A 23826-nucleotide genomic window follows, 5' to 3' on the forward strand; every position below is an offset into this window, starting at 1 on the left:
GAGCAATTTGACGGGCGTAAAAGTTTAAAGCGGTGGAAATCATGACACAGATGATTCCGATTGATGATGAATCCTTTGCGTAGCGACACTGATACCACTACTATCGTTCCACTTTTTATGAAAATAACGACTGATATGCTTAAATTACGCCTGATTGGACTTACTTTACTCGCTTTTAGCGCCGCAACCGCGGTCCACGCTGAAGAGAAACGTTACGTTTCTGATGAACTGAATACCTGGGTACGCAGCGGCCCTGGAGACAATTATCGCCTCGTGGGTACGGTAAATGCCGGCGAGGAAGTGACCCTGCTGCAAACTAACGCAGACACCAATTACGGTCAGGTTCGTGACAGCTCTGGCCGCACCTCATGGATCCCGCTGAAAGAGCTGAGCACGGTGCCAAGCCTGCGCACCCGCGTGCCGGATCTGGAAAATCAGGTGAAAACCCTGACTGACAAGCTGAACAACATCGACGGCACCTGGAACCAGCGCACCGCAGAGATGCAGCAGAAAGTGGCGCAAAGCGACAGCGTGATCGCCGGTCTGAAAGATGAAAATCAGAAGCTGAAAAATGAGCTGATCGTCGCGCAGAAGAAAGTGAACGCCGCGAATCTACAGCTGGATGACAAACAACGCACCATCATCATGCAGTGGTTTATGTATGGCGGCGGAGTGCTGGGCGTCGGTCTGGTGCTGGGTCTGGTGCTTCCTCACCTTATCCCAAGCCGTAAACGTAAAGACCGCTGGATGAACTAACTCGTCTTCTCTGCCACACTTACGTATCATCTTGCGAAAAGAGAAAACGGGAGTGTTGGCGTGAAGAGTTATCTGGTCGGTGGTGCGGTACGTGATGCGTTATTAGGTCTGCCGGTCAAAGATAAAGACTGGGTCGTGGTCGGTGCCACGCCCGAAGCGATGATTGACGCGGGCTACCAGCAGGTAGGCCGCGATTTTCCTGTGTTCCTCCATCCGAAAAGCCGGGAAGAGTACGCCCTGGCGCGAACCGAACGGAAATCCGGTTCCGGTTATACCGGCTTCACCTGCTATGCCGCGCCGGATGTGACGCTGGAGCAGGACTTACTGCGCCGCGATCTCACCATTAATGCCCTGGCGCAGGACGAAAACGGCCATATTATCGACGTCTACGGCGGCCAGAACGATCTGCGCGACCGTCTTTTACGCCATATTTCCCCCGCCTTTTCTGAAGATCCGTTACGCGTACTGCGCGTGGCGCGTTTTGCCGCCCGTTATGCCCATCTCAGCTTCCGCATCGCCGACGAGACGATGGCGCTGATGACGGCCATGACCGACGCGGGCGAGCTGGAACACCTGACGCCAGAACGCGTCTGGAAAGAGACCGAAAACGCCCTGACTACCCGTAATCCGCAGATCTTTTTCCAGGTTCTGCGCGACTGCGGGGCGCTGAAAGTGCTGTTCCCGGAAATAGATGCGCTGTTTGGCGTGCCCGCCCCGGCGAAATGGCACCCGGAAATTGATACCGGCATTCACACCCTGATGACGCTGAGCATGGCCGCTATGCTCAGTCCTGAAGTGGACGTGCGCTTTTCCACTCTCTGCCATGACCTCGGCAAAGGGTTAACGCCAAAGGAATTGTGGCCACGCCATCACGGGCACGGTCCGGCTGGCGTAAAGCTGGTTGAAGGGCTTTGCCAGCGCCTGCGCGTGCCGAATGACATTCGCGATCTGGCAAAGCTGGTCGCCGAGTTCCACGACCTGATCCACACCTTCCCGATCCTAAAACCCGCCACCATCGTCAGGCTGTTTGATAACATCGACGCCTGGCGCAAGCCGCAGCGCGTGGAGCAGATCGCGCTCACCAGCGAGGCTGACGTGCGCGGGCGTACCGGGTTTGAAGCGTCCGATTATCCGCAGGGTCGTTTGCTGCGTGAGGCGTGGGACGTAGCGAAAGCGGTGCCAACGAAAGAGGTGGTGGAGGCAGGGTTTAAAGGCCCGGAGATCCGCGAAGAGCTGACGAAGCGGCGGATTGATGCGGTTGCGGCGTGGAAGGAAAAACGTTGCCCTCAGCCGAAAGACTGAGGGCGGTCGGTCATCAGAAGAAGACCACGTACACGGCAGCCGCGACGATAAAGCGGTAGATCGCGAACGGAATAAACGAAATACGCTTAATCAGTTGCAGGAAGGTTTTGATGGCGATCAGCGCCACAATGAAGGCGGTGATAAAGCCCACGGCGAACATCGGAATGTCACCCACGGTCAGGAAGCCGATGCTTTTGTAGAGATCCAGCGCGGTGGCGCCCATCATCATCGGCACCGCCAGCAGGAACGAGAACTCAGACGCCGCGTAACGGCTCACGCCCATCAGCATCCCGCCGGAAATGGTTGCCCCTGAACGGGAGAAGCCCGGCCACAGCGCCAGACACTGGAAGCAGCCAATCATAAACGCCTGACGATACGTCATATCGTCCAGACCTTCCGCACGCGGGGTTTTTGGCTTCAGCACTTCGGCGGCAATCAGCAGGAAGCCGCCGACAACCAGCGCGTACATCACGTTAATCGGGTTGAAGAGCGATTTAATGGTGTCGTGGAACACCAGCCCCAGCACCACTGCCGGGATCATCCCGAGCAGAATATGAATCAGCGTCAGACGCCCCTTGCCCTCTCCTTCACGCTGCGGCAAACGCCCGAAGTGGATGCCGATCAGACCAAACAGACGACGCCAGAACATCACAACCACCGCCAGGATAGAGCCCAGCTGGATCACCACCTCAAACGTCTTTGCGGTATCGCCTTCAAAGCCCAACAGATGGCCAACGATAATCATATGGCCCGTACTGGACACCGGCAAAAACTCCGTCAATCCTTCGACCACACCCAGTATTGCCGCCACCAGCAGCGAGTGCATATCGCTCATCTATAAACCCCTAAAAAGATATAAAAAAACGGTCGCCACAACGGCTACCGTGAAACATACAGCTCTAAGACCGATATAACCTAAAATGGTTTAGCTATTATGACGTTAAATCTTTCCTTTCAGATTTGTGCCACGCTCGATAATCACGCCCACGTTGGCGGCGCGCGCCACCGCGCCCGGCTTGCTTAGCTTAATGCGCACCCACGGGGAGTTAAATTTGCTCAGCAGCAGGTCTGCCACCTCTTCCGCCACGCGTTCTACCAGCGCAAATCGTTGCCCTTCCACATGGCCGATGACCGTTTCACTGATGTCGGCGTAGCTCAGACAATCATTCACATCATCGCTTTTCGCTGACTTGCGGTTATCCCAGCCCATTTCGATATCGAACACCAGTTTCTGCTCGATGGTCTGTTCCCAGTCGTAAACACCAATTGTGGTGATTACCGAAAGTTGCTCTATAAATACAATATCCATCACGACCTGCCTGCTTTTTGGCTAAACCGGATACCACTTCCGGCGAATTATGCGTATTATCCACAGATGCTGAGAATACAGATACATTTTCAAAACGGAACAGCGTTATGAGTGCAATCGCGCCTGGAATGATTATCCTCGCCTACCTTTGCGGCTCAATCTCCAGCGCCATTCTGGTCTGCCGCATCGCCGGGTTGCCTGACCCGCGTGAAAGTGGTTCCGGGAATCCGGGGGCGACCAATGTACTACGAATTGGCGGCAAGGGAGCAGCCGTAGCGGTTTTGATTTTTGACGTTCTGAAAGGAATGCTTCCCGTCTGGGGCGCGTATGCGCTCGGCGTCACACCCTTCTGGCTGGGGCTGATAGCCATCGCCGCCTGCGTCGGCCACATCTGGCCTGTTTTCTTTGGTTTTAAAGGCGGTAAAGGCGTGGCCACTGCGTTTGGCGCGATTGCGCCGATCGGCTGGGATCTCACCGGCGTGATGGCGGGCACCTGGCTGCTGACCATCCTGCTGAGCGGTTATTCGTCGCTGGGCGCCATCGTCAGCGCACTGATCGCCCCGTTCTATGTCTGGTGGTTTAAACCGCAGTTTACCTTCCCGGTGTCGATGCTCTCGTGTCTGATCCTGTTGCGCCATCACGACAACATTCAACGCCTGTGGCGTCGTCAGGAAACGAAGATCTGGACGAAGCTCAGACGTAAAAAGAAAGACGCTCAGTAAACCGTTCGTTATGCCTTATAACCAAATGTGATTTTTGTCACCTTCTGCCTGTGGTAACTGTTAGAGACACAACACAACCACACAAAAAGAAAATGGCAGAAATCACAGATTCAACTCCCCTTCCAGCGGCAGGAAACACCCCGGATGGCGATATCAAGTGGGTACGCAGCGCATCGGACGTTTCACGTCTCGTTAATGACGGCTCTCAGGGCCGGGCCAATGCCCGCATCGTGGTCGGTATCGCGCTCGGGGGAATTTTTCTCGATGCCTACGATCTCGGCGCGCTGGCATTCGGCATCAAAGACATCACCCGCGAATTTAACCTGACGCCCGCCGGTACCGGCATGGTGGCTTCAGCCATTACGTTTGGCGCGATTGTCGGGGCGCTGCTCGGCGGCTATCTTACGGATAAAATCGGGCGCTACCGCGTCTTTATGGCCGATATGGTATTCTTTGTCGTTGCCGCTATCGCCTGTGCGCTGGCCCCGAACGAATATGTGCTGGCGGGCGCGCGCTTTGTGATGGGTCTTGGCGTTGGGATCGACCTTCCCGTCGCGATGGCGTTTCTCAGCGAGTTCGCCAGACTGAAAGGCCCGGGGAATAAAGCCTCCAGCGTCGCGATGTGGTGTCCCACCTGGTATGCTGCCATCAGCATCTCTTATCTTCTGGTGCTCTTCTTTTACGCCGTGCTGCCGGAAAGCCACAGCGACTGGCTCTGGCGTCTGATCCTTGGCTTTGGCGCGGTGCCCGCGCTGGTGATTATCGCCATCCGCAGCCGCTATATGAGCGAATCCCCGGTCTGGGCGGCGAATCAGGGCAATCTGAAGGAGGCGGCGTCTATCCTGCGGCAGTCTTACAACATTAATGCCCACGTACCGCAGGATGCGCTCGACCAGCCCGCGCCTGTTGTGAACAAGGCAAAATGGTCGAACTACCTGAACCTGTTCCGCGGTATCTATCTGCGGCGTACCACGCTCGCCACGCTGCTGTCGGTCGTCTCCTCGTTCGCCTATAACGCCGTAGCCTTTGGCCTGCCGGTGATCATCTCCAGCTTCTTTGTGCAGTCGATGCTGACCACCATTCTGATCTCGCTGGCGCTTAATCTGCTGTTCGCGTTTGTCGGCGGGCTGCTGGCGGTGCGCTATGTTCCGCGCTTCGGCGCATGGCGGATGTCACTGGCGGGTTATGCGTGCCAGCTGGCGGCGCTGCTCGGCCTGGCGCTGATTGGCCGCCCTGACGGGTCCACGGAAGGCGTGGTCGCCGTCGCGATGCTGGCGCTGTTCCTGTTTGGCCAGGGTTTTGGTCCGGGTGCGCACACCATGACGTTTGCCTCTCTGAGCTACCCGACCTCGCTGCGCGGCGTGGGTGTGGGGCTTAACCAGACGCTGATGCGCAGCAGTTCAACGCTATCACTGTTTCTGTTCCCGCTGCTGGTCGCCTCGCTGGATACCGCCGTGTTCTGGGTGATTGCGCTGGCGCCGTTTATCGGCCTGGCCTCGCTGCTGGCGATCCGCTGGGAGCCGTCGGGGTATGATGTGGATGCAGAGGATTATCGCTAGCCTTTCTTGCCGGGTGGCGCTGCGCTTACCCGGCCTACATTACTGAAACCGGCTCACATGATCCGGTTTTTTTATCCATAAGCGACTCATATGACAGCCTTCATTTCCGCCAGGGCATACTGAAACGTATCCCGATAGTGCGGAAGTGGAAGCACCATGTTAGCAACTCAGGTCACTGATAATTCATACAAAGGCTGGCAGGCCTCGCTTGCCCTCCAGTTTTGTCATACCCCTGAGAAAACCCTCCTCCATTCCGCGCGTCACACCGGGCCACTTACCGTTCAGCGTCCGTTTTATCCCGAAGGGGAAACCTGCCACCTTTACCTGCTGCACCCGCCAGGTGGAATTGTGGGCGGGGATACGCTGGATATTTCCGTGCGGCTCGACGCCAAAAGCCATGCCCTCATCACCATGCCCGGCGCCAGCAAGTTCTATCGCAGCAGCGGCCCGCTGGCCTGCCTCAGTCAGCATTTTTACCTCGACGAAGAGGCCACGCTGGAGTGGCTGCCGCAGGACACCATTATTTTCCCCGGCGCTAACGCCGCGCTGCGTTCCGTCTTTCACCTGCACGCCACCAGCACGCTGCTGGCGTGGGAGCTGTACTGTCTGGGCCGTCCGGTGATAAACGAAACCTTCAGCCAAGGCACGCTGGAGAGCCGCCTTGAGGTGTGGGTGGATGGCGAGCCGCGTCTGATTGAGCGACTGCATCTCAGCGGTGGCGATCTGACGCCCGTCGCGGACCATCCGTGGGTCGGCACGCTGCTGTTCTATCCGGCCCGGGAAGCACATCTCGACACGGTGCGCGAGCGGCTCGCCCCGCTGGAAAACTTTGGCGGGGCGACGCTCACCGACGATCTGCTGTCGGTGCGTTTTCTCTCGCACGACAACCTGATTTGTCAGCGGGTGATGCGCGATATCTGGCAGTCGCTTCGCCCGCTTTTAACCCCCAAAACCGCCTGTTCGCCGCGCATCTGGCAGACATAAGAGAAACGCTATGGAACTGACTCCCAGAGAAAAAGACAAGCTGTTGCTGTTCACCGCCGCGCTGGTTGCCGAACGCCGCCTCGCGCGCGGGGTAAAGCTCAACTATCCGGAATCGGTCGCGCTGATCAGCGCCTTTATTATGGAAGGCGCGCGCGATGGCGAAACCGTCGCCTCGCTGATGGAAGCCGGCCGCCACGTCCTGACGCGCGATCAGGTGATGGAGGGCGTACCGGAGATGATCCCGGATATTCAGGTGGAAGCCACCTTCCCGGACGGATCCAAGCTCGTCACCGTCCACAACCCGATCGTGTAAGGAGCGCGTGATGATCCCAGGTGAATACCGGATCCAGTCCGGCAACATTGCTCTCAACGTCGGGCGCGAAACCCGAAGTGTGATAGTGGAAAACCACGGCGACAGGCCGATCCAGGTGGGATCGCACTATCACTTTTACGAGGTCAACCCGGCGCTGAAGTTCGATCGCGAGGCCACCCGAGGCTACCGGCTGAACATCCCGGCGGGCACCGCTGTGCGCTTCGAGCCCGGCCAGAAGCGGGAAGTGACGCTGGTGCAGGTGACGGGCGCACAGCGCATTTTCGGTTTTCGCGGCGAGATCATGGGCGAGGTGAAACATGGCTGAGATTTCACGCCAGGCGTATGCCGATATGTTCGGCCCCACGACCGGGGATAAAGTGCGGCTGGCCGACAGCGAACTGTGGATCGAAGTAGAAGACGATCTCACGATCTACGGAGAAGAGGTTAAATTCGGCGGCGGAAAAGTGATCCGCGACGGCATGGGACAGGGGCAGATGACCGCCGACGACTGCGTGGATCTGGTGCTCACCAACGCGCTGATCGTCGATCACTGGGGGATCGTGAAAGCGGATATCGGCGTAAAAAATGGGCGGATCTTCGCCGTCGGCAAAGCCGGAAACCCGGACATTCAGCCCGGCGTGACGATCCCGATTGGCGCAGCAACGGAAGTGATCGCCGCCGAAGGCAAGATTGTCACCGCTGGCGGGATCGACACCCATATCCACTGGATCTGTCCGCAGCAAGCGGAAGAGGCGCTGGTCTCTGGCGTCACCACCATGATCGGCGGCGGCACCGGGCCCGCGGCAGGTACAAACGCCACCACCTGCACGCCGGGGCCATGGTATATCGCCCGCATGTTGCAGGCTGCCGATACGCTGCCGGTGAATATTGGCCTGCTGGGCAAAGGGAACAGTTCAAACCCGGACGCGCTGCGCGAGCAGATCGCGGCAGGTGCCATCGGGCTTAAGATCCACGAAGACTGGGGTGCGACGCCTGCGGCCATCAACTGCTCGCTGGAGGTCGCTGAAGAGATGGATATCCAGGTGGCGCTGCACAGCGACACGCTGAACGAGTCCGGTTTTGTCGAAGATACTCTGGCCGCCATCGCCGGGCGCACCATCCACACCTTCCACACCGAAGGGGCGGGCGGCGGCCATGCGCCAGATATCATCATCGCCTGCGCGCACCCGAATATTCTGCCCTCCTCCACCAACCCGACGCTGCCCTACACGGTCAACACCATCGACGAGCACCTGGACATGCTGATGGTTTGCCATCACCTCGACCCGGATATCGCCGAGGACGTGGCGTTTGCCGAATCCCGCATTCGCCGGGAGACCATCGCCGCCGAAGACGTGCTGCACGATATCGGCGCGTTCTCACTCACCTCGTCAGATTCACAGGCAATGGGCCGCGTGGGGGAAGTGATTATCCGCACCTGGCAGGTCGCGCACCGCATGAAGGTTCAGCGCGGCGCGCTGCCGGAAGAGACCGGCGATAACGACAACTTTCGCGTGAAGCGCTATGTTGCCAAATACACCATCAACCCGGCGCTGACCCACGGCATTGCCTATGAGGTGGGGTCGGTTGAGGCGGGCAAGCTGGCGGATCTGGTGGTCTGGTCCCCGGCGTTCTTCGGCGTCAAGCCCGCCACCATCGTCAAAGGTGGGATGATCGCCTGCGCACCGATGGGCGATATCAACGCCTCTATCCCGACGCCGCAGCCGGTGCATTACCGCCCGATGTTTGGCTCGCTGGGCGCCGCACGCCACGCCACGCGCCTGACGTTTATCTCACAGGCCGCCAGTGCGAACGGCATCCCGCAGCAGCTCAACTTGCAGAGCGCCACGGCGGTGGTGAAAGGCTGCCGGACGGTGAAAAAGGCGGACATGATCCACAACGCTCTGCAACCGAACATCACCGTCGACTCGCAAACCTACGAGGTGCGCGTCGACGGCGAACTGATTACCAGCGAACCGGCTGACGTTCTGCCGATGGCACAACGCTATTTCCTGTTTTGAGGAGTGATGATGATTTATCTGACCCAACGCCTGGACCACGCACACCCGACTACCGCCAGCGTCACGCTGCCGATTGACGTGCGGGTGAAAAGCCGCGCCCGCGTGGCCCTGAACGACGGTCGCGAAGCCGGGCTGATGCTGCCGCGCGGTTTGCTGCTGCGCGGCGGCGATCTGCTGACCACCGACGACGGCAGCGAGGTGATCGAAGTGATCGCGGCCCCGGAGTCGGTTTCCGTGGTGCGCTGCGCCGATCCGTTCCTGCTCGCCCGCGCCTGTTACCACCTGGGCAACCGTCACGTGCCGCTGCAAATTATGCCCGGCGAGCTGCGCTACCACCACGACCACGTTCTTGACGACATGCTGCGTCAGTTCGGGCTGGAGGTGACCTTCGCCAGCCTGCCGTTTGAACCGGAAGCGGGGGCTTACACCAGCGATGCCCACAGCCATGGCCACTCCCACGCTCATTCACATTAAGGACTCATCATGCGCAAGTATTTACCGCTGTTTCTGCTGGCCTTTTCCGTTCCGGCGCTTGCCCATCCGGGCCACGGGACCGACAGCTTCCAGGCCGGATTTCTCCATCCGCTGACCGGGCTGGATCACCTGCTGATGCTGACGGGGGCTGGCGTGCTGTCCGCCCTGAGCGGCCGCAAGCTGCTGCTGCCGTTAGCAACGCTCGGCATGATGCTTGCTGGCGCCGTTGCGGGCAGCCTGCTCGGCGGTTTTAGCGGCATGGAAATGCTGATTATCGCCTCGCTGGCGGTCTGCGGCGTAATGATGTTCAAGACTGAAAATCGCCTGCTGCTGGCGGTGCCAGCCCTGGCGATGTTCCACGGCTGGGCGCACGGCGTGGAGATGTCCGGCCACAGCTTCTGGCTCTTCACCAGCGGGTTTATGTTAGCCAGCGCCACGGTGCTGTGCGCCAGCTTCGCGGCAGGGCTGCTGCTGCGCCGTCACGACGGCCTGCGTAAAACCTTCGGTGGCGGGCTGATCGTCTCTGCCCTGCTGGCGCTGATGAGCTGATGGAGCACGCCCGCCAGCGGCTGCGCCTGATGCAGCTCTCCAGCAGTAGCCTGCCGGTCGGATCGTTTACCTGGTCGCAGGGGCTGGAGTGGGCCGTTGAGGCCGGATGGGTCACGGACGCTGAGGCCTTCAGGCGCTGGCAGATCCAGCAGATGGAGCAGAGCTTTTTCTGCGTCGACCTGCCGCTGTTTATCCGCCTTTATCGTGCCTGCGAGAAGCAGGACGTCGCGACAGCAAAACGCTGGACGGCATACCTGCTCGCCTGCCGGGAAACGCGCGAGCTGCGCGATGAAGAACGCAACCGTGGCGCGGCCTTTACGCGCCTGATTAAAAGCTGGGAACCCGCCTGCCCGCCAGAATGGTTGCCGCTGTTGACGCAGAGCCAGCTCTGCGGTATGGCGTGGCTCGGCGTGCGCTGGGGCATTAGCGCGCGCGAGCTGGCGCTAAGCCTGGGCTACAGCTGGATTGAGAGCGCGGTGATGGCGGGCGTCAAGCTGGTGCCGTTTGGGCAGCAGGCCGCACAACAGCTGATTATCGACCTGAGCGACCATTTTGCCGCCGGGTTTGAACAGGCATTTTTACGTGGCGACGACGCGCTGGGGGCCGCTACGCCGCTGTCCGCCATCGCCTCCGCGCGCCACGAAACCCAATATTCACGACTATTCCGTTCCTGAGGAGTCAATATGGCTGATTACAAACATCCCCTGCGCGTTGGCGTGGGCGGCCCGGTAGGGTCGGGCAAAACCGCCCTGCTGGAAGCGCTCTGCAAGGCGATGCGCGATACCTATCACCTGGCGGTGGTGACTAACGATATCTACACCAAAGAGGATCAGCGCATCCTGACCGAGGCGGGTGCGCTGGAGCCAGAGCGCATCGTGGGCGTGGAAACGGGCGGCTGTCCGCACACCGCCATCCGCGAAGATGCCTCAATGAACCTGGCGGCGGTGGAAGCACTCAGCGAGAAGTTCGGCAATCTGGATCTGATCTTCGTCGAAAGCGGCGGGGATAACCTGAGCGCGACCTTCAGCCCGGAGCTGGCGGACCTCACCATCTACGTCATCGACGTGGCCGAAGGGGAAAAAATCCCGCGCAAGGGCGGGCCGGGGATCACCAAATCCGATTTTCTGGTGATCAATAAAACCGACCTCGCGCCGTACGTGGGGGCGTCGCTGGAGGTAATGGAGCGCGACACTAATCGCATGCGCGGCGAGCGTCCGTGGACCTTTACCAACCTGAAAGCGGGTGACGGGCTGGCGACGATCATTGCGTTTCTGGAAGAGAAAGGGATGCTGCGGGTGTAGTGCGGGTTGTTGCCGGGTGGCGGCTTCGCCTGACCCGGCCTACGGTTTTGTAGGCCCGGTAAGCGCAGCGCCACCGGGCAAAAAAACTCACGCCTCCGGCAGCTCCGCCAGCGGCCAGCGCGGACGCACGGACACGCTCAGGTCAGCCGTTGCGCCAGCGTTCAGGCGCACCATCCCGGCGTAGGCGATCATCGCCCCGTTATCGGTACAAAATTCAGGACGCGCGTAGAACACTTCCCCACGACGCTTTTGCATCATCTCTGCAAGCTTCGCGCGCAGCGTACGGTTGGCGCTCACGCCGCCTGCCATCACCAGGCGCTTAAAGCCGGTCTGATCCAGCGCGCGTTTGCACTTGATCATCAGCGTATCCACCACCGCATCTTCGAACGCACGAGCGATGTCGGCACGCGTCTGCTCGCTGTCGTCGTTATTGCGGATGGTGTTCGCCGCGAAGGTTTTCAGACCGGAGAAGCTGAAATCCAGCCCCGGACGATCAGTCATCGGCCGTGGGAAGACAAAGCGCCCTTCCGTGCCCTGTGCGGCCATTTTCGAGAGCATCGGGCCGCCCGGGTAATCCAGCCCCAGCAGCTTGGCGGTTTTGTCGAAGGCTTCACCGGCTGCATCGTCAATTGACTCGCCCAGCAGCTCATACTTGCCAATACCCGTTACGCTGATCAGTTGGGTATGACCACCGGAAACCAGCAGCGCCACAAACGGGAACGCTGGCGGATTGTCTTCCAGCATCGGCGCCAGAAGGTGCCCTTCCATATGGTGAACCGGAATGGCCGGAACATCCCACGCGAAGGCCAGTGAACGCCCTACCGTTGCGCCGACCAGCAGCGCGCCGACCAGGCCCGGTCCTGCGGTATAGGCCACGGCATCAATATCTTTTGCACTCAACCAGGCCTCTTTCAGCGCCGCCTGGATCAGGGGAACCGTTTTACGCACGTGGTCACGAGAGGCCAGTTCAGGCACGACGCCGCCGTAGTCAGCGTGCAATTTCACCTGACTATACAGTTGGTTGGCCAGAAGCCCTTTTTCGTCGTCGTAAATCGCGATGCCGGTTTCATCGCAGGATGTTTCAATACCCAGTACACGCATGACTTGTTTTACCTCGTTTCAATACCGCGCAGTGTAGAGCCTGGGCGGATTGTTGTAAAACTTTGTTCGCCCCAGGAAGAAGCCTCGTGTATACTCCTCACCCTTATTAAAGTCCCTTTCAAAATCGCATCGGTGCTTTACAAAGCAGCAGCATTTGCAGTAAAATTCCGCACCATTTTGAAATAAGCTGGCGTTGATGCCAGCGGCAAACCGAATTTATTAAAGGTGAGAGTTACATGCCGGTAATTAAAGTACGTGAAAACGAGCCGTTCGACGTAGCACTGCGTCGCTTCAAACGTTCATGCGAGAAAGCAGGTGTTCTGGCTGAAGTTCGTCGTCGTGAGTTTTATGAAAAACCAACGACCGAACGTAAGCGCGCTAAAGCTTCCGCTGTGAAACGTCACGCGAAGAAACTGGCTCGCGAAAACGCACGCCGTACTCGTCTGTACTAATCTGTTGAGGGCCACAGCCCTCAATTGACAGACAGAGTTGTAGTCGTAAGGCCGTGCTTCCGGAAGGAATGCGCGGCTTGTTTTCGTTTATAAGTCGCTTAAATTTTTGGGGCATATGGCCGGAAGAATCCCACGCGTTTTCATCAATGACCTGCTTGCCAGAACCGACATCGTCGATCTCATCGACGCGCGGGTGAAGCTAAAAAAGCAGGGCAAGAACTACCATGCGTGCTGTCCGTTCCATAACGAAAAAACCCCCTCTTTCACCGTAAACGGTGAAAAGCAGTTCTACCATTGCTTCGGCTGTGGCGCACACGGTAATGCCGTCGATTTTTTGATGAACTACGACAAGCTCGAGTTCGTTGAAACCGTCGAAGAGCTGGCGGCGATGCATAACCTTGAAGTGCCGTATGAAGCGGGCAGTGGGCCAAGTCAGATCGAGCGCCATCAGCGGCAAACGCTGTACCAACTGATGGATGGCCTGAATTCGTTTTACCAACAGTCTCTTAAGCACTCTGCGGCTGAGCCTGCGCGTCAGTATCTGAACAAGCGCGGACTGAGTGACGATGTGATTGCGCGTTTCGCTATTGGTTACGCCCCGCCCGGCTGGGACAACGTGTTAAAGCGTTTTGGCGGCAATAGCGAAGATCGTAAATCCCTCATCGACGCAGGCATGCTGGTCACCAACGACCAGGGACGAAGCTACGACCGCTTCCGTGAACGGGTGATGTTCCCGATCCGCGACAAGCGTGGCCGGGTGATAGGTTTTGGTGGTCGCGTGCTGGGTGATGCCCTGCCGAAATACCTTAACTCCCCGGAAACCGATATTTTCCATAAGGGCCGCCAGCTTTACGGTCTTTATGAGGCACAGCAGGATAATGCGGAACCTCCGCGTCTTCTGGTCGTCGAAGGCTATATGGATGTTGTTGCGCTGGCGCAGTACGACATTAACTATGCCGTTGCGTCGCTGGGAACGTCCACCACGGCGGACCATATCCAGCTGCTGTTCCGCGTCACCAACAACGTGATTTGCTGTTACGACGGTGACCGCGCAGGACGCGACGCCGCCTGGCGAGCGCTGGAAACCGCGTTGCCGTATATGACCGACGGGCGTCAGCTACGCTTTATGTTCCTGCCCGACGGTGAAGACCCGGATACGCTGGTGCGTAAAGAGGGCAAAGCGGCGTTTGAAGCGCGGATGGAGCAGGCTCAGCCGCTCTCCACGTTTCTGTTTAACAGCCTGATGCCGCAGGTTGATTTGAGTACCCCTGACGGGCGCGCGCAGCTCAGCACGCTGGCGCTGCCGTTAATCAGCCAGGTGCCCGGCGAAACGCTGCGCATCTATCTGCGTCAGGAGTTAGGCAACAAGCTCGGCATTCTGGATGACAGCCAGCTTGAACGTTTAATGCCGAAACAGGCTGAAAACGGCACGGTACGCCCCGCGCCTCAGCTAAAACGCACAACCATGCGTATACTGATAGGGTTGCTGGTGCAAAACCCCGAACTTGCTCCGCAAGTGCCGTCGCTGGCGGGTTTGAACCACGAAAAATTGCCCGGGCTTGGCTTATTTTCAGAATTGGTCAACACTTGTTTGTCTCAGCCAGGTCTGACCACCGGACAACTTTTAGAGCATTATCGCGGCACAAAAGAGGCCGCTACCCTTGAAAAACTGTCGATGTGGGACGATATAGCAGATAAGGATATCGCAGAAAAAACGTTCACCGACTCACTCAACCATATGTTTGATTCGATGCTTGAGTTGCGCCAGGAAGAGTTGATAGCTCGCGAGCGCACCCATGGCCTAAGCAGCGAAGAACGCCGGGAGCTCTGGATGATTAACCAGGAACTGGCGAAGAAATAAAAAATTTAACGGCTTAAGTGCCGAATATCGATCGGGAAGCCCCCGGCAGCCGCACTGAGAGGCAGCGGCAAAAATATAAGTACGCCCTCGCTTTAAATGTTGGCAGCCCATCGCCGACACCAATCAAACGAATTAAGTGTGGATACCGTCTTATGGAGCAAAACCCGCAGTCACAGCTGAAACTTCTTGTCCAACGCGGTAAGGAGCAAGGCTATCTGACCTATGCCGAGGTCAATGACCATCTGCCGGAAGATATCGTCGATTCAGATCAGATCGAAGATATCATCCAAATGATCAATGACATGGGCATTCAGGTGATGGAAGAAGCACCGGATGCCGATGATCTGTTGCTGGCTGAAACCTCCAACAACACTGACGAAGATGCGGAAGAAGCTGCTGCACAGGTACTGTCCAGCGTGGAATCTGAAATCGGGCGTACCACTGACCCGGTCCGCATGTACATGCGCGAAATGGGTACCGTTGAACTGTTGACCCGCGAAGGCGAAATTGACATCGCAAAACGCATCGAAGACGGGATCAACCAGGTTCAGTGCTCTGTTGCCGAATACCCGGAAGCGATCACCTATCTGCTGGAGCAGTACGATCGCGTTGAAGCAGAAGAAGCGCGTCTGTCCGATCTGATCACTGGCTTTGTCGACCCGAACGCTGAAGAAGATATGGCGCCAACCGCCACTCACGTCGGTTCTGAGCTGTCTCAGGAAGAGATGGATGACGACGAAGACGAAGATGAAGAAGAAGACGACGACAGCAGCGATGACGACAACAGCATCGACCCTGAACTGGCGCGTGAGAAATTTGCCGAGCTGCGTACCCAGTACGAAGTGACGCGTGACACCATCAAAGCGAAAGGCCGCAGCCATGCCGCCGCTCAGGAAGAGATCCTGAAGCTGTCTGAAGTGTTCAAACAGTTCCGCCTGGTGCCAAAACAGTTCGACTACCTGGTGAACAGCATGCGCGTGATGATGGATCGCGTACGTACCCAGGAACGTATCATCATGAAGCTGTGCGTTGAACAGTGCAAAATGCCGAAGAAGAACTTCATCACCCTCTTCACCGGCAACGAAACCAGCGAAACCTGGTTCAACGCCGCTATCGCGATGAACAAGCCGTGGTCTGAAAAGCTGCACGACGTGAAAGAAGACGTACAGCGCGGCCTGCAAAAACTGCATCAGATTGAAGAAGAGACCGGCCTGACCATCGAGCAGGTAAAAGACATCAACCGTCGTATGTCCATCGGTGAAGCGAAAGCCCGCCGTGCGAAGAAAGAGATGGTTGAAGCGAACTTACGTCTGGTTATCTCTATCGCCAAGAAATACACCAACCGTGGCCTGCAATTCCTGGATCTGATTCAGGAAGGCAACATCGGTCTGATGAAAGCGGTAGATAAGTTTGAATACCGTCGTGGTTACAAGTTCTCCACCTATGCTACCTGGTGGATCCGTCAGGCGATCACCCGCTCTATCGCAGACCAGGCGCGCACCATCCGTATTCCGGTGCATATGATTGAGACCATCAACAAACTCAACCGTATCTCTCGCCAGATGTTGCAGGAGATGGGCCGCGAGCCGACGCCGGAAGAGCTGGCTGAACGCATGCTGATGCCGGAAGACAAGATCCGTAAAGTGCTGAAAATCGCTAAAGAGCCAATCTCCATGGAAACGCCAATCGGTGATGATGAAGATTCGCATCTGGGTGATTTCATCGAGGATACCACCCTCGAGCTGCCGCTGGACTCTGCCACCACCGAGAGCCTGCGTGCCGCTACGCACGACGTGCTGGCTGGCCTGACCGCCCGTGAAGCCAAAGTGCTGCGTATGCGTTTCGGTATCGACATGAACACCGACCACACGCTGGAAGAAGTGGGTAAACAGTTTGACGTGACCCGCGAACGTATCCGTCAGATCGAAGCGAAGGCGCTGCGTAAACTGCGCCATCCGAGCCGCTCTGAAGTGCTGCGTAGCTTCCTGGACGATTAATCGGTCCTGAAATGAAAAAGCTCCCAATCGGGAGCTTTTTTTTGTTTATTCCCTCTCCCTGTGGGAGAGGGTCAGGGTGAGGGCATCAGGCCGCAGAGGAGCTAAAGCCCCCTCACCACAAGCGCCTCATCAAGTTCCCGATACGCCTCCACCAGCTTGTCCAGCGTCGCCCTGTTCAGCCCGCTGGGGTTCGGCAACACCCAAACCTGCGTTACGCCAATGGTAATGTCCTGCTTACCCCACTTCACACCGCGCTGGCTGAACGCCTGCTCGTAGGCCTGCTTGCCGAGGATCGCCAGCGCCGCGGGCTGATAGTCTTCAATTTTCGCGATCAGCTCACGCCCGCCAGCGCGCAGCTCATGCAGATTCACTTCGCTCGCCTGCACCGTGGGTCGCTCGACCAGCATGGTGATGCCACAGCGCGTATCCAGCAGCTGCTGCTCTTCTTCCGGCTTAAGCTGTTTGTCGGTAAATCCGGCCTGGTGGATCACCTTCCAGAAGCGATTTCCCGGATGAGCAAAGTGAAAACCGGTGTGCGCCGATGACTTGCCCGGATTAATACCGCAGAACACCACCCGCAGGCCAGGGGCCAGAATATCGTTGATCATCTCTACTCCTGTCTATGCATCTTAAGATAAGTATAAAGGATTGATTATGCGTTGTTTATAAAAACAGCAGGCAGGTGTGAATGGCTGGATTGCTGAGGGGAGTTACTTTATAATTCACCGCCACGGCCCCTTAGCTCAGTGGTTAGAGCAGGCGACTCATAATCGCTTGGTCGCTGGTTCAAGTCCAGCAGGGGCCACCAAATTTTAGCTTTAGAATCATCCAGTTAAGCCACTCGATTGAGTGGCTTTTTTGTAAGTAATCCACCACACGTAGCCCGGCCTGCCGCTTCCCCTCACAAACCCTAAAAACTAAAGAAATCCCCCATCGCGCCGATCATCATCCGTGTGTATTATTTCCTGTAGCTTTTACAACAACTAACCTTAACTCAAATACTTAAGCGCCAGAGCGAAAGGCATCATGAGCACACCGATCAAACGGCTAGAAATCATTAAAAATGCCATTGAGCTGGAAGATGACGACATCATCCGGAGCCAGTTGAAACGTCTCAAAGAGGAAGCCTTTGACGATGAACTCCTGTCCATCGTCGCGGCGCTTGAGCAGAAAAACTACACCGCAGCCCTTCGCGCTATCACCACCTGGCTGCAAAGCCAGCGCGCCGTTACCCCGTGGCGTGACCCGCAACTGGCGGCCAGCAAGCTGGAGCTAAAAGCCCTGGAAGAGCGTCTGCGCGATCTGATTGATCGTCGTAACGCCCGGGTACAGCAGCTTGACGAATTCAACGATCTCTATTTCTCCCGCCTCGGGCCGTTGATGCAGCAGATCCTCGCCCTGCGTAAAACGCTGGCGGAGCTTAACCTGCGTCGTCAGCAGGCGGAGACGCGTCGCCGGGAAGAGGATTACCGCCGCTGCCAGAGCTATATGGCGCAGGCCGTAGAGGTTCTGACAACGCTCACCCGGCGCTGGCGAGATCTGCCTGCGGATTCCGTTCAGGCGGCAGAGGCGCGCAAGCATCTTCAGCAGCAAAGTAATCTGATTGCCAACCTGCTGGCCGAAGCGATGGAGCTGGAGACCGGTTTAACGCGTGAAGAAGAGCCAGCACGTCAGGCGCGCGATGAGGCCAACGAAGAGTACAAGAAGTATCGCGAACAGCATCATGATGCCGAAGTTCGCCTGCGTAAAGGCAAGGATCTCTCTGAAGAGGATCGGAACGAGCTGAAGCGGCTCTGGCGTCAGGCTAGCAAGTTATGCCACCCGGATCTGGTTGCCGATGATTTAAAAGAAGAAGCCAACAGGATGATGGTGCAACTCAACCAGGCCAAACAGCGCGGCGACGTGAAGGCCATTCGCTCGCTGGTCGCCCGTCTGCAACAAGGGTTTGAACCGATGATGGCGAGCGACAGGCTGAACGACCTGGAACGTATTCGCAAAAAAATGGCACAGGTGCGTGAGCAAATCGACACCCTGGTGAACGAGCTGGCAGAGCTGGAGAAAGAAGAGTCCTGGCTGCTCGTCTCGTCGCTCAGCAATATGGAAGCCTACTTTGCCCAGCAGGAGAAAGCGCTGAAAGAGGTATGCGCCTCGCTCGAACATCAGGTGAGCGAAGCGCAGCTGGATCCCGCTGCCTGATTATTTGGCGTGCCAGTACGCGCTGGCACGCACCAGCTGTGGGTCAATTGCGTCGGTTTCAAACTGACGGCTCAGGCGTTTTACCACTTTCCCCTCTCCGGTCAGCCAGATAAAGTAATCCTCTTCCGGCACGGCCAGCGCTGCAAGATGGTCGGCTACCGCCTGCTCGTTGTGGCCAATAACCCAGGTAATGTTGAACCCGCTCAGGTGCGCCAGATAGTCCTGGTACGTCGCATCGCCCACGGTGACGATGGCGTGGATCGCCGGGCGAACAGGCAGTTTTGCGATGCCTTCTAAACGGCGGCGCAGCGCGGGCATGCCCGACTCGTCGCACACGTACAGCTGCCAGGCGTAATCTTCCGGCACCACCAGCGAACCACGCGGACCAGCGATGGTCAGCTTGTCGCCCACCTTCGCCTCTACCGCCCAGTTGCTGGCAATGCCGCCATCATGAACGAAGAAATCGAGCGCCAGCTCATGTTTTTCGTCATCGTACAGCGGGGTATAGTCACGCGCTTGCGGACGCACGCCGTCGCCCCAGTCGATGCCTTCATCAGTCACCACAGGCGGCACGAAAGTGGTGCCCGGTGCCGGGAAAAAGACTTTGGTATGGTCGTCAAAGCCGCGAGAGCTAAAGCCCTCCAGCGCCTCGCCGCCTAGCACAATGCGCTGAAATCCTGCACTGACTCGCTCAGTGCGCATCACGTTCAGCTCACGAAAACGCAGGTCATTGCGGACACGTTGAGGGTAACGGGTAGATGCCATGTTGATGCCCTTCTCAGGTGAATACGATATATCGGAATGAATTTTTAATGATAATGATTGCTATTAACTCAGAAATCAAGATTTTTTAGATTGCATCTGAATATATCTTAGATATATTTTAGATATATCAAATTGAGGAAGAAACATGCGACACGAACACGACGGCGGCGGACGCCGGCCACGATTTTTTGGTCATGGCGATCTGCGGCTGGTGATCCTGGATATCCTGACCCGCAACGCGAGCCATGGTTATGAGCTGATCAAAGAGATCGAGAACCTGACGCAGGGACATTACACGCCAAGCCCTGGCGTGATCTATCCGACTCTGGATTACTTGCAGGATCAGTCGCTTATCATCATTACCGAAGAAGAGAACGGCCGTAAGCGGATTGCGATTAACGCCGCCGGAGAACAGTGGCTGGAAGATAACCGGGAACAGCTGGAGCAGATCCAGACGCGTATCAAGGCGCGCTCCGTCGGTTTCCAGCTGCGCAAAAACCCGCAGATGAAGCGGGCGCTGGATAACTTCAAAGCGGTTCTGGATCTGAAGGTTAATCAGGGAGAGCTCAGCGACGCGCAGTTAAAACAGATTATCGGCGTGATTGACCGCGCGGCACTGGAGATCTCCCAGCTGGATTAAGCCAGCACGCCGTCGCTCACGCGGAACACGCGGACCAGCTCTTTCAGGTGCATCGCCTGTTCGTTAAGGGATGCCGCCGCCGCAACGGACTCCTCCACCAGCGCGGAGTTCTGCTGGGTGGTGGCGTCTATCAGGCCAATCGCGCTGTTGATCTGCGAGATGCCTTCCGTCTGTTCGTGGCTGGCCTGGCGAATCTCACGCAGGATGACGTCCATCTCCTCTACGTTGCCGACCATGCCGTTGATAAGCCCGCTGGCCTTCTCCACAAGGTTCATGCCGTCCTGCGTCTGGCTTGTGGAGCTTTCAATCAGCTGGCGGATCTCACTTGCGGATGTTGCACTTTTCTGCGCGAGCTGACGTACCTCGCCCGCCACCACCGCAAAGCCGCGACCATGCTCACCCGCGCGCGCCGCTTCGACCGCCGCGTTCAGCGCCAGAATATTAGTCTGGAAGGCAATGGCGTCGATCAGGTCGATAATGTCGGACATCCTGTTCGATGTTTCGTTGATCAGGCGCATCTTGCTGGTGACCTGCTTCATCATCTCGCCGTTGTTTTTGACCACAGCAGCCGCATCGGCAGACAGGTTCGTCGCTTCTCCGGTGTGGGACGCGGTATTCTTCACCGTGGCGGTAATCTGCTCCATCGACGCAGCTGTCTGTTCAACGGAACTGGCCTGCTCTTCCGTGCGGGCAGCCAGATCCTGGTTGCCCGCGACAATCTGCGCGGCGGCGCTGGAGATGTTTTCCGATCCGGTTTGCACCTGCTGCACAATCTCCAGCAGGCGCGTTTTCATCTCCATCAGTGCGGTGAGTAGCAGTCCGGTTTCATCTTTACCGTGCGAGGTAATGCTGCCGGTGAGATCGCCATCGGCAATGGCCTCCGCAAAATTCACCGCGTCGTTCAGCGGGCGGGTAATGGATCGCACAATGAACCAGCCAGTCAGGCTGGCTGCCGCGACGCTAAAAAGCGTAATCAGGATCAGCAGGAGACGATTGGTGCGGAAATCACCTTCCACCTGCTCGCCCGCACTCTGCATTTCATGATCCTGGATCGCAATCAACGCCTGCACTTTCACTTTATAGGACTGTTGCAGGTTCAGGGTGTTGGTCATCATTTCGTTTATCGCGCCCGCACGGTCGTTATTCTGCACGGCCTGCAAAATGCGGTAGCGCGAGTCAAGATATTGCTGGCGCACGCCGTGGATATCGGCCAGCACCTGTTGGGATTTTTTATCCTTGAGAGCGTTGTCCAGCTCGCTCAGGATTGCGGCGATGCGCTCGCTGATCGCCTTCAGACGCTGCTCTGATTGCGCCGTGTACGTCCCCTGTTCGTCCAGCAGCATGAGCTGCTGCGTGCTGATAAATTCCTGGAAGTTGTCGATTAACTGGTTCGCTTTTACCGTCGTTGGATAATCGCTGGTAAGGATGGTTTGCATTCCATTGTTTGCCCGATTCAGGCTCATCAGAGACAAGCTTGCGCTGACGACCATCAGGACAATAACTAATCCAAACGCCAGAAATAATTTCGTGCCGATCTTTACGTCATGTATGAACATATTTACCCCATCGATGTGATTATTTCTCAGACGATCGCTGTTATCGACAGAAAAATCTCTAACTTTATGACTTTGATCGTTTTTTTATTTATCACTTTCAATAAATCCGGGGCGTAGCAATTAAAAATCGGGTGCTTTTTTTAGTTAATTAATATTTCATTAACAACATAACGTATTCTGAAAAACAAAAAAGCCGTTTACCCCGGAGGAATAAACGGCTTTATCGAAGCATGCATTTCTTAATGCAGCACGGTAACCGCATCTTCAAGACGTCCGGCCCGGTGCTTAACCATCGCGGAAATCTGCGCGCTCTCTTCGACCAGGTCAGCATTTTTCTGCGTAATGCTGTCCAGCTCTGCCACGGCACGGGTCAGCTCTGTCAGGCCTGTCGCCTGCTCTGAGGTGGCGTGGCTGATCTGCGCGATAAGCTGCGTGACGTTTTTCACCTGCTCGACAATATCATCCATGGTACGTCCCGCGGCGTGGACCTGATCGGCGCCCGACTGCACTTTGCTGGCGCTGGCGTCGATCAGCTTACGAATATCGTTAGCTGCATTCGCGCTGCGGCTGGCAAGATGACGCACTTCGCCCGCCACCACCGCAAAGCCTTTCCCCTGCTCGCCCGCGCGTGCCGCCTCAACCGCGGCGTTCAGCGCCAGAATATTGGTCTGGAAGGCAATGTCATTGATAAGCGAGGTAATAGAGCCAATGCGCTGGGTACTGTCGGCTATGTCATCCATGGTTTTCACCACGGTCTGCATCACGGTGCCCCCCTGCGTGGCCGCGCTGCTGGCGGCCATCGACAGCTTGTCGACTTCGGCTGCGGTCTCAGAGTTACTCTGCACCGACGCCGCCATCTGGTTCATTGTTGCCACGGTCTGCTGCACGTTAGCCACGGTCTGGCGCGTGCGATCGTTGAGATCTTCATTGCCCTGCGCCAGCCTGTCGCTGCCGTCGCGCACGCTCACCACCTGGCTGGAGACGTCGTTGATCAGCCAGCGGCACATCAGCCCCAGCTGTCCGACGGCCCGCAGCGTCAGCCCCAGTTCATCGCTGCGGCTAAGATGCTGCACGCTGTTACGCTCTCCGGTAGCGACCCTGAGCGCCTGCCGTGCGACGTTTTCCACCGGGCGGACAATCTGTTGTTCAAACACCAGGGTGCCAAGCAGCATCACCACGGCTGCCGCCACCAGCGAAGCCCAGCCCGCAGCACTGGCAACCAGCGTTGCGGCCATCACCGCAAAAAGTACCGCCATTACGCTGCGCACGCGCCAGCGCAGCGGCATCGCCGGTAATTTGCCGAGCCAGCCTTTGCGCACCACCAGCCCTTTATGAATGCGTTTTTTGCTACGTCCTTCGTTGAGCGCCTTATAAAGCGGCTCCACTGCGGCGACCTCGTCCTCGGTGGCGCGGGTACGAATGGACATATAGCCCGTCATCTGGCCGTTACGCACCATCGGAACCGCATTGGCGCGTACCCAATAGTGATCACCATTTTTACGTCGGTTTTTGACAATCCCGCTCCAGGGTTCGCCCTTTTGCAGCGTGTACCACATGTCGGCAAAAGCCGCTTTCGGCATATCCGGATGGCGCACAATGTTGTGCGGTTGCCCGAGCAGCTCCTGGAGCGTAAAGCCGCTCACTTGCACAAAGGTGTCGTTAGTGTGGGTCATGTAGCTGTGGAGGTCGGTGGTCGACATAAGCGTGGTGTCATCGTCCAGCGGATATTCATTCTGGGTGACATAGTCAGGAGAGGACATAGTGAGCATCCCTTGCAGGTTATTTGAATGTTAATTTTGTGGCTTATGTTTTTTCGGCGATAAAAAATTTATCTTTAGTTGTTAAATATGATTGAGATCGCAAATCTCGGTTAAACCGCACTTTTCGTGCGTTTTTCTAATTAATTGATTTAAAATACTTTCGAGACGAAACTACCTACAAAGCATGATCCCCCGGCGCACACTTAAG

The 23826-nt window shown here is 57.2% G+C and carries 24 protein-coding genes and 1 tRNA gene; 18 read left to right on the forward strand and 7 right to left on the reverse strand.

Features of this window, described 5'->3' with window-relative positions; translation table 11 throughout:
* The first annotated feature begins 135 nt into the window (after positions 1–135).
* On the forward strand, positions 136–756 hold the full coding sequence (locus SK53_RS13695) for a TIGR04211 family SH3 domain-containing protein (RefSeq protein WP_001303390.1): 621 nt from the start codon (positions 136–138) through the stop codon (positions 754–756).
* 60 nt (positions 757–816) lie between these two features.
* Positions 817–2058 (forward strand): multifunctional CCA addition/repair protein, encoded by a 1242-nt coding sequence (locus tag SK53_RS13700; protein ID WP_003862543.1) that lies wholly within the window; start codon positions 817–819, stop codon positions 2056–2058.
* A gap of 13 nt (positions 2059–2071) precedes the next feature.
* On the opposite strand, the gene bacA is transcribed toward SK53_RS13700, so the two are convergent.
* Together bacA and folB are read right to left on the reverse strand one after the other, a co-directional pair.
* The gene (bacA, locus tag SK53_RS13705) at positions 2072–2893 is read right to left on the reverse strand and encodes an undecaprenyl-diphosphate phosphatase (RefSeq protein WP_003862545.1); all 822 of its coding nucleotides are present in this window, start codon (positions 2891–2893) and stop codon (positions 2072–2074) included.
* Positions 2894–2998: 105 nt separating this feature from the next.
* Entirely contained in the window at positions 2999–3367 is a 369-nt protein-coding gene (gene folB / locus SK53_RS13710) for a bifunctional dihydroneopterin aldolase/7,8-dihydroneopterin epimerase (protein ID WP_003862547.1), read from the reverse strand.
* Between the two features lie 107 nt (positions 3368–3474).
* Here folB and plsY point away from each other — a divergent pair, with 107 nt between their 5' ends.
* From plsY to ureG, 10 genes are all read left to right on the forward strand, one after another.
* The gene (gene plsY, locus SK53_RS13715) at positions 3475–4089 is read left to right on the forward strand and encodes a glycerol-3-phosphate 1-O-acyltransferase PlsY (RefSeq protein ID WP_003862548.1); all 615 of its coding nucleotides are present in this window, start codon (positions 3475–3477) and stop codon (positions 4087–4089) included.
* A gap of 92 nt (positions 4090–4181) precedes the next feature.
* Complete coding sequence (locus SK53_RS13720; protein ID WP_048209626.1) at positions 4182–5648, forward strand: MFS transporter; 1467 nt, start codon at positions 4182–4184, stop codon at positions 5646–5648.
* Between the two features lie 156 nt (positions 5649–5804).
* Positions 5805–6632 (forward strand): urease accessory protein UreD, encoded by an 828-nt coding sequence (locus SK53_RS13725; RefSeq protein WP_003862554.1) that lies wholly within the window; start codon positions 5805–5807, stop codon positions 6630–6632.
* A 10-nt stretch (positions 6633–6642) separates the two neighbouring features.
* On the forward strand, positions 6643–6945 hold the full coding sequence (locus tag SK53_RS13730) for an urease subunit gamma (RefSeq protein WP_003862556.1): 303 nt from the start codon (positions 6643–6645) through the stop codon (positions 6943–6945).
* A 10-nt stretch (positions 6946–6955) separates the two neighbouring features.
* Positions 6956–7270, forward strand: coding sequence for an urease subunit beta (locus SK53_RS13735; protein ID WP_003862557.1), 315 nt, complete (start codon positions 6956–6958; stop codon positions 7268–7270).
* On the forward strand, positions 7263–8966 hold the full coding sequence (ureC, locus tag SK53_RS13740) for an urease subunit alpha (protein ID WP_048209628.1): 1704 nt from the start codon (positions 7263–7265) through the stop codon (positions 8964–8966). The genes SK53_RS13735 and ureC overlap by 8 nt, the downstream gene beginning before the upstream one ends.
* Positions 8967–8975: 9 nt before the next feature.
* Positions 8976–9440 carry an urease accessory protein UreE gene (ureE, locus tag SK53_RS13745; RefSeq protein WP_003862559.1) on the forward strand — a complete coding sequence of 155 codons (465 nt, stop codon included), beginning with the start codon at positions 8976–8978 and terminating at the stop codon, positions 9438–9440.
* Positions 9441–9449: 9 nt separating this feature from the next.
* Complete coding sequence (locus SK53_RS13750) at positions 9450–9989, forward strand: HupE/UreJ family protein (protein WP_003862561.1); 540 nt, start codon at positions 9450–9452, stop codon at positions 9987–9989.
* Positions 9989–10663 (forward strand): urease accessory protein UreF, encoded by a 675-nt coding sequence (locus SK53_RS13755; RefSeq protein WP_023314875.1) that lies wholly within the window; start codon positions 9989–9991, stop codon positions 10661–10663. Before SK53_RS13750 ends, SK53_RS13755 begins: the two co-directional genes overlap by 1 nt.
* A 9-nt stretch (positions 10664–10672) precedes the next feature.
* Positions 10673–11290, forward strand: coding sequence for an urease accessory protein UreG (gene ureG / locus SK53_RS13760; RefSeq protein ID WP_014071813.1), 618 nt, complete (start codon positions 10673–10675; stop codon positions 11288–11290).
* A gap of 87 nt (positions 11291–11377) precedes the next feature.
* Here the strand turns inward: ureG and tsaD are convergent, their stop codons facing one another.
* Positions 11378–12391, reverse strand: a complete 1014-nt coding sequence (gene tsaD, locus SK53_RS13765) for a tRNA (adenosine(37)-N6)-threonylcarbamoyltransferase complex transferase subunit TsaD (RefSeq protein ID WP_048209630.1) — start codon at positions 12389–12391, stop codon at positions 11378–11380.
* A gap of 236 nt (positions 12392–12627) precedes the next feature.
* Here tsaD and rpsU point away from each other — a divergent pair, with 236 nt between their 5' ends.
* The 3 genes from rpsU to rpoD all read left to right on the forward strand — a co-directional run bounded on the left by rpsU (position 12628) and on the right by rpoD (position 16701).
* Entirely contained in the window at positions 12628–12843 is a 216-nt protein-coding gene (gene rpsU, locus SK53_RS13770) for a 30S ribosomal protein S21 (RefSeq protein ID WP_001144069.1), read from the forward strand.
* Between the two features lie 115 nt (positions 12844–12958).
* Positions 12959–14704: a DNA primase gene (dnaG, locus tag SK53_RS13775; RefSeq protein WP_003862574.1), complete on the forward strand. Its 1746-nt coding sequence runs from the start codon at positions 12959–12961 to the stop codon at positions 14702–14704.
* 152 nt (positions 14705–14856) lie between these two features.
* Positions 14857–16701 (forward strand): RNA polymerase sigma factor RpoD, encoded by a 1845-nt coding sequence (gene rpoD, locus SK53_RS13780; protein ID WP_006812010.1) that lies wholly within the window; start codon positions 14857–14859, stop codon positions 16699–16701.
* A 101-nt stretch (positions 16702–16802) separates the two neighbouring features.
* Here the strand turns inward: rpoD and mug are convergent, their stop codons facing one another.
* Complete coding sequence (mug, locus tag SK53_RS13785; RefSeq protein ID WP_003862577.1) at positions 16803–17309, reverse strand: G/U mismatch-specific DNA glycosylase; 507 nt, start codon at positions 17307–17309, stop codon at positions 16803–16805.
* Positions 17310–17433: 124 nt separating this feature from the next.
* Between mug and SK53_RS13790 the strand changes: the two genes are divergently transcribed.
* Positions 17434–17509, forward strand: a tRNA-Ile gene (locus SK53_RS13790).
* A 218-nt stretch (positions 17510–17727) separates the two neighbouring features.
* Positions 17728–18897, forward strand: coding sequence for a DNA repair protein (locus tag SK53_RS13795; protein WP_048209632.1), 1170 nt, complete (start codon positions 17728–17730; stop codon positions 18895–18897).
* Here the strand turns inward: SK53_RS13795 and SK53_RS13800 are convergent, their stop codons facing one another.
* Entirely contained in the window at positions 18898–19662 is a 765-nt protein-coding gene (locus SK53_RS13800) for a siderophore-interacting protein (protein WP_048209634.1), read from the reverse strand.
* Positions 19663–19807: 145 nt separating this feature from the next.
* Between SK53_RS13800 and SK53_RS13805 the strand changes: the two genes are divergently transcribed.
* The gene (locus SK53_RS13805; RefSeq protein WP_022651881.1) at positions 19808–20302 is read left to right on the forward strand and encodes a PadR family transcriptional regulator; all 495 of its coding nucleotides are present in this window, start codon (positions 19808–19810) and stop codon (positions 20300–20302) included.
* On the opposite strand, the gene SK53_RS13810 is transcribed toward SK53_RS13805, so the two are convergent.
* On the reverse strand, positions 20299–21858 hold the full coding sequence (locus SK53_RS13810; RefSeq protein ID WP_048209636.1) for a methyl-accepting chemotaxis protein: 1560 nt from the start codon (positions 21856–21858) through the stop codon (positions 20299–20301). The two genes, SK53_RS13805 and SK53_RS13810, sit on opposite strands and share 4 nt — an antisense overlap.
* A 239-nt stretch (positions 21859–22097) precedes the next feature.
* Complete coding sequence (locus SK53_RS13815) at positions 22098–23618, reverse strand: methyl-accepting chemotaxis protein (RefSeq protein WP_003862598.1); 1521 nt, start codon at positions 23616–23618, stop codon at positions 22098–22100.
* Positions 23619–23826: the final 208 nt, after the last annotated feature.

Origin of the sequence: Enterobacter sp. MGH119 (genome assembly GCF_001037675.1) — a bacterium.
Classification (GTDB): domain Bacteria; phylum Pseudomonadota; class Gammaproteobacteria; order Enterobacterales; family Enterobacteriaceae; genus Enterobacter; species Enterobacter hormaechei_C.

Coding starts and splice junctions, on each gene's coding strand:
- SK53_RS13695 (WP_001303390.1), top strand. CDS start 136: ATGCTTAAATTACGCCTGATTGGACTTACTTTACTCGCTTTTAGCGCC.
- bacA (WP_003862545.1), bottom strand. CDS start 2,893: ATGAGCGATATGCACTCGCTGCTGGTGGCGGCAATACTGGGTGTGGTC.
- folB (WP_003862547.1), bottom strand. CDS start 3,367: ATGGATATTGTATTTATAGAGCAACTTTCGGTAATCACCACAATTGGT.
- plsY (WP_003862548.1), top strand. CDS start 3,475: ATGAGTGCAATCGCGCCTGGAATGATTATCCTCGCCTACCTTTGCGGC.
- SK53_RS13720 (WP_048209626.1), top strand. CDS start 4,182: ATGGCAGAAATCACAGATTCAACTCCCCTTCCAGCGGCAGGAAACACC.
- SK53_RS13725 (WP_003862554.1), top strand. CDS start 5,805: ATGTTAGCAACTCAGGTCACTGATAATTCATACAAAGGCTGGCAGGCC.
- SK53_RS13730 (WP_003862556.1), top strand. CDS start 6,643: ATGGAACTGACTCCCAGAGAAAAAGACAAGCTGTTGCTGTTCACCGCC.
- SK53_RS13735 (WP_003862557.1), top strand. CDS start 6,956: ATGATCCCAGGTGAATACCGGATCCAGTCCGGCAACATTGCTCTCAAC.
- ureC (WP_048209628.1), top strand. CDS start 7,263: ATGGCTGAGATTTCACGCCAGGCGTATGCCGATATGTTCGGCCCCACG.
- ureE (WP_003862559.1), top strand. CDS start 8,976: ATGATTTATCTGACCCAACGCCTGGACCACGCACACCCGACTACCGCC.
- SK53_RS13750 (WP_003862561.1), top strand. CDS start 9,450: ATGCGCAAGTATTTACCGCTGTTTCTGCTGGCCTTTTCCGTTCCGGCG.
- SK53_RS13755 (WP_023314875.1), top strand. CDS start 9,989: ATGGAGCACGCCCGCCAGCGGCTGCGCCTGATGCAGCTCTCCAGCAGT.
- ureG (WP_014071813.1), top strand. CDS start 10,673: ATGGCTGATTACAAACATCCCCTGCGCGTTGGCGTGGGCGGCCCGGTA.
- tsaD (WP_048209630.1), bottom strand. CDS start 12,391: ATGCGTGTACTGGGTATTGAAACATCCTGCGATGAAACCGGCATCGCG.
- rpsU (WP_001144069.1), top strand. CDS start 12,628: ATGCCGGTAATTAAAGTACGTGAAAACGAGCCGTTCGACGTAGCACTG.
- dnaG (WP_003862574.1), top strand. CDS start 12,959: ATGGCCGGAAGAATCCCACGCGTTTTCATCAATGACCTGCTTGCCAGA.
- rpoD (WP_006812010.1), top strand. CDS start 14,857: ATGGAGCAAAACCCGCAGTCACAGCTGAAACTTCTTGTCCAACGCGGT.
- mug (WP_003862577.1), bottom strand. CDS start 17,309: ATGATCAACGATATTCTGGCCCCTGGCCTGCGGGTGGTGTTCTGCGGT.
- SK53_RS13795 (WP_048209632.1), top strand. CDS start 17,728: ATGAGCACACCGATCAAACGGCTAGAAATCATTAAAAATGCCATTGAG.
- SK53_RS13800 (WP_048209634.1), bottom strand. CDS start 19,662: ATGGCATCTACCCGTTACCCTCAACGTGTCCGCAATGACCTGCGTTTT.
- SK53_RS13805 (WP_022651881.1), top strand. CDS start 19,808: ATGCGACACGAACACGACGGCGGCGGACGCCGGCCACGATTTTTTGGT.
- SK53_RS13810 (WP_048209636.1), bottom strand. CDS start 21,858: ATGTTCATACATGACGTAAAGATCGGCACGAAATTATTTCTGGCGTTT.
- SK53_RS13815 (WP_003862598.1), bottom strand. CDS start 23,618: ATGTCCTCTCCTGACTATGTCACCCAGAATGAATATCCGCTGGACGAT.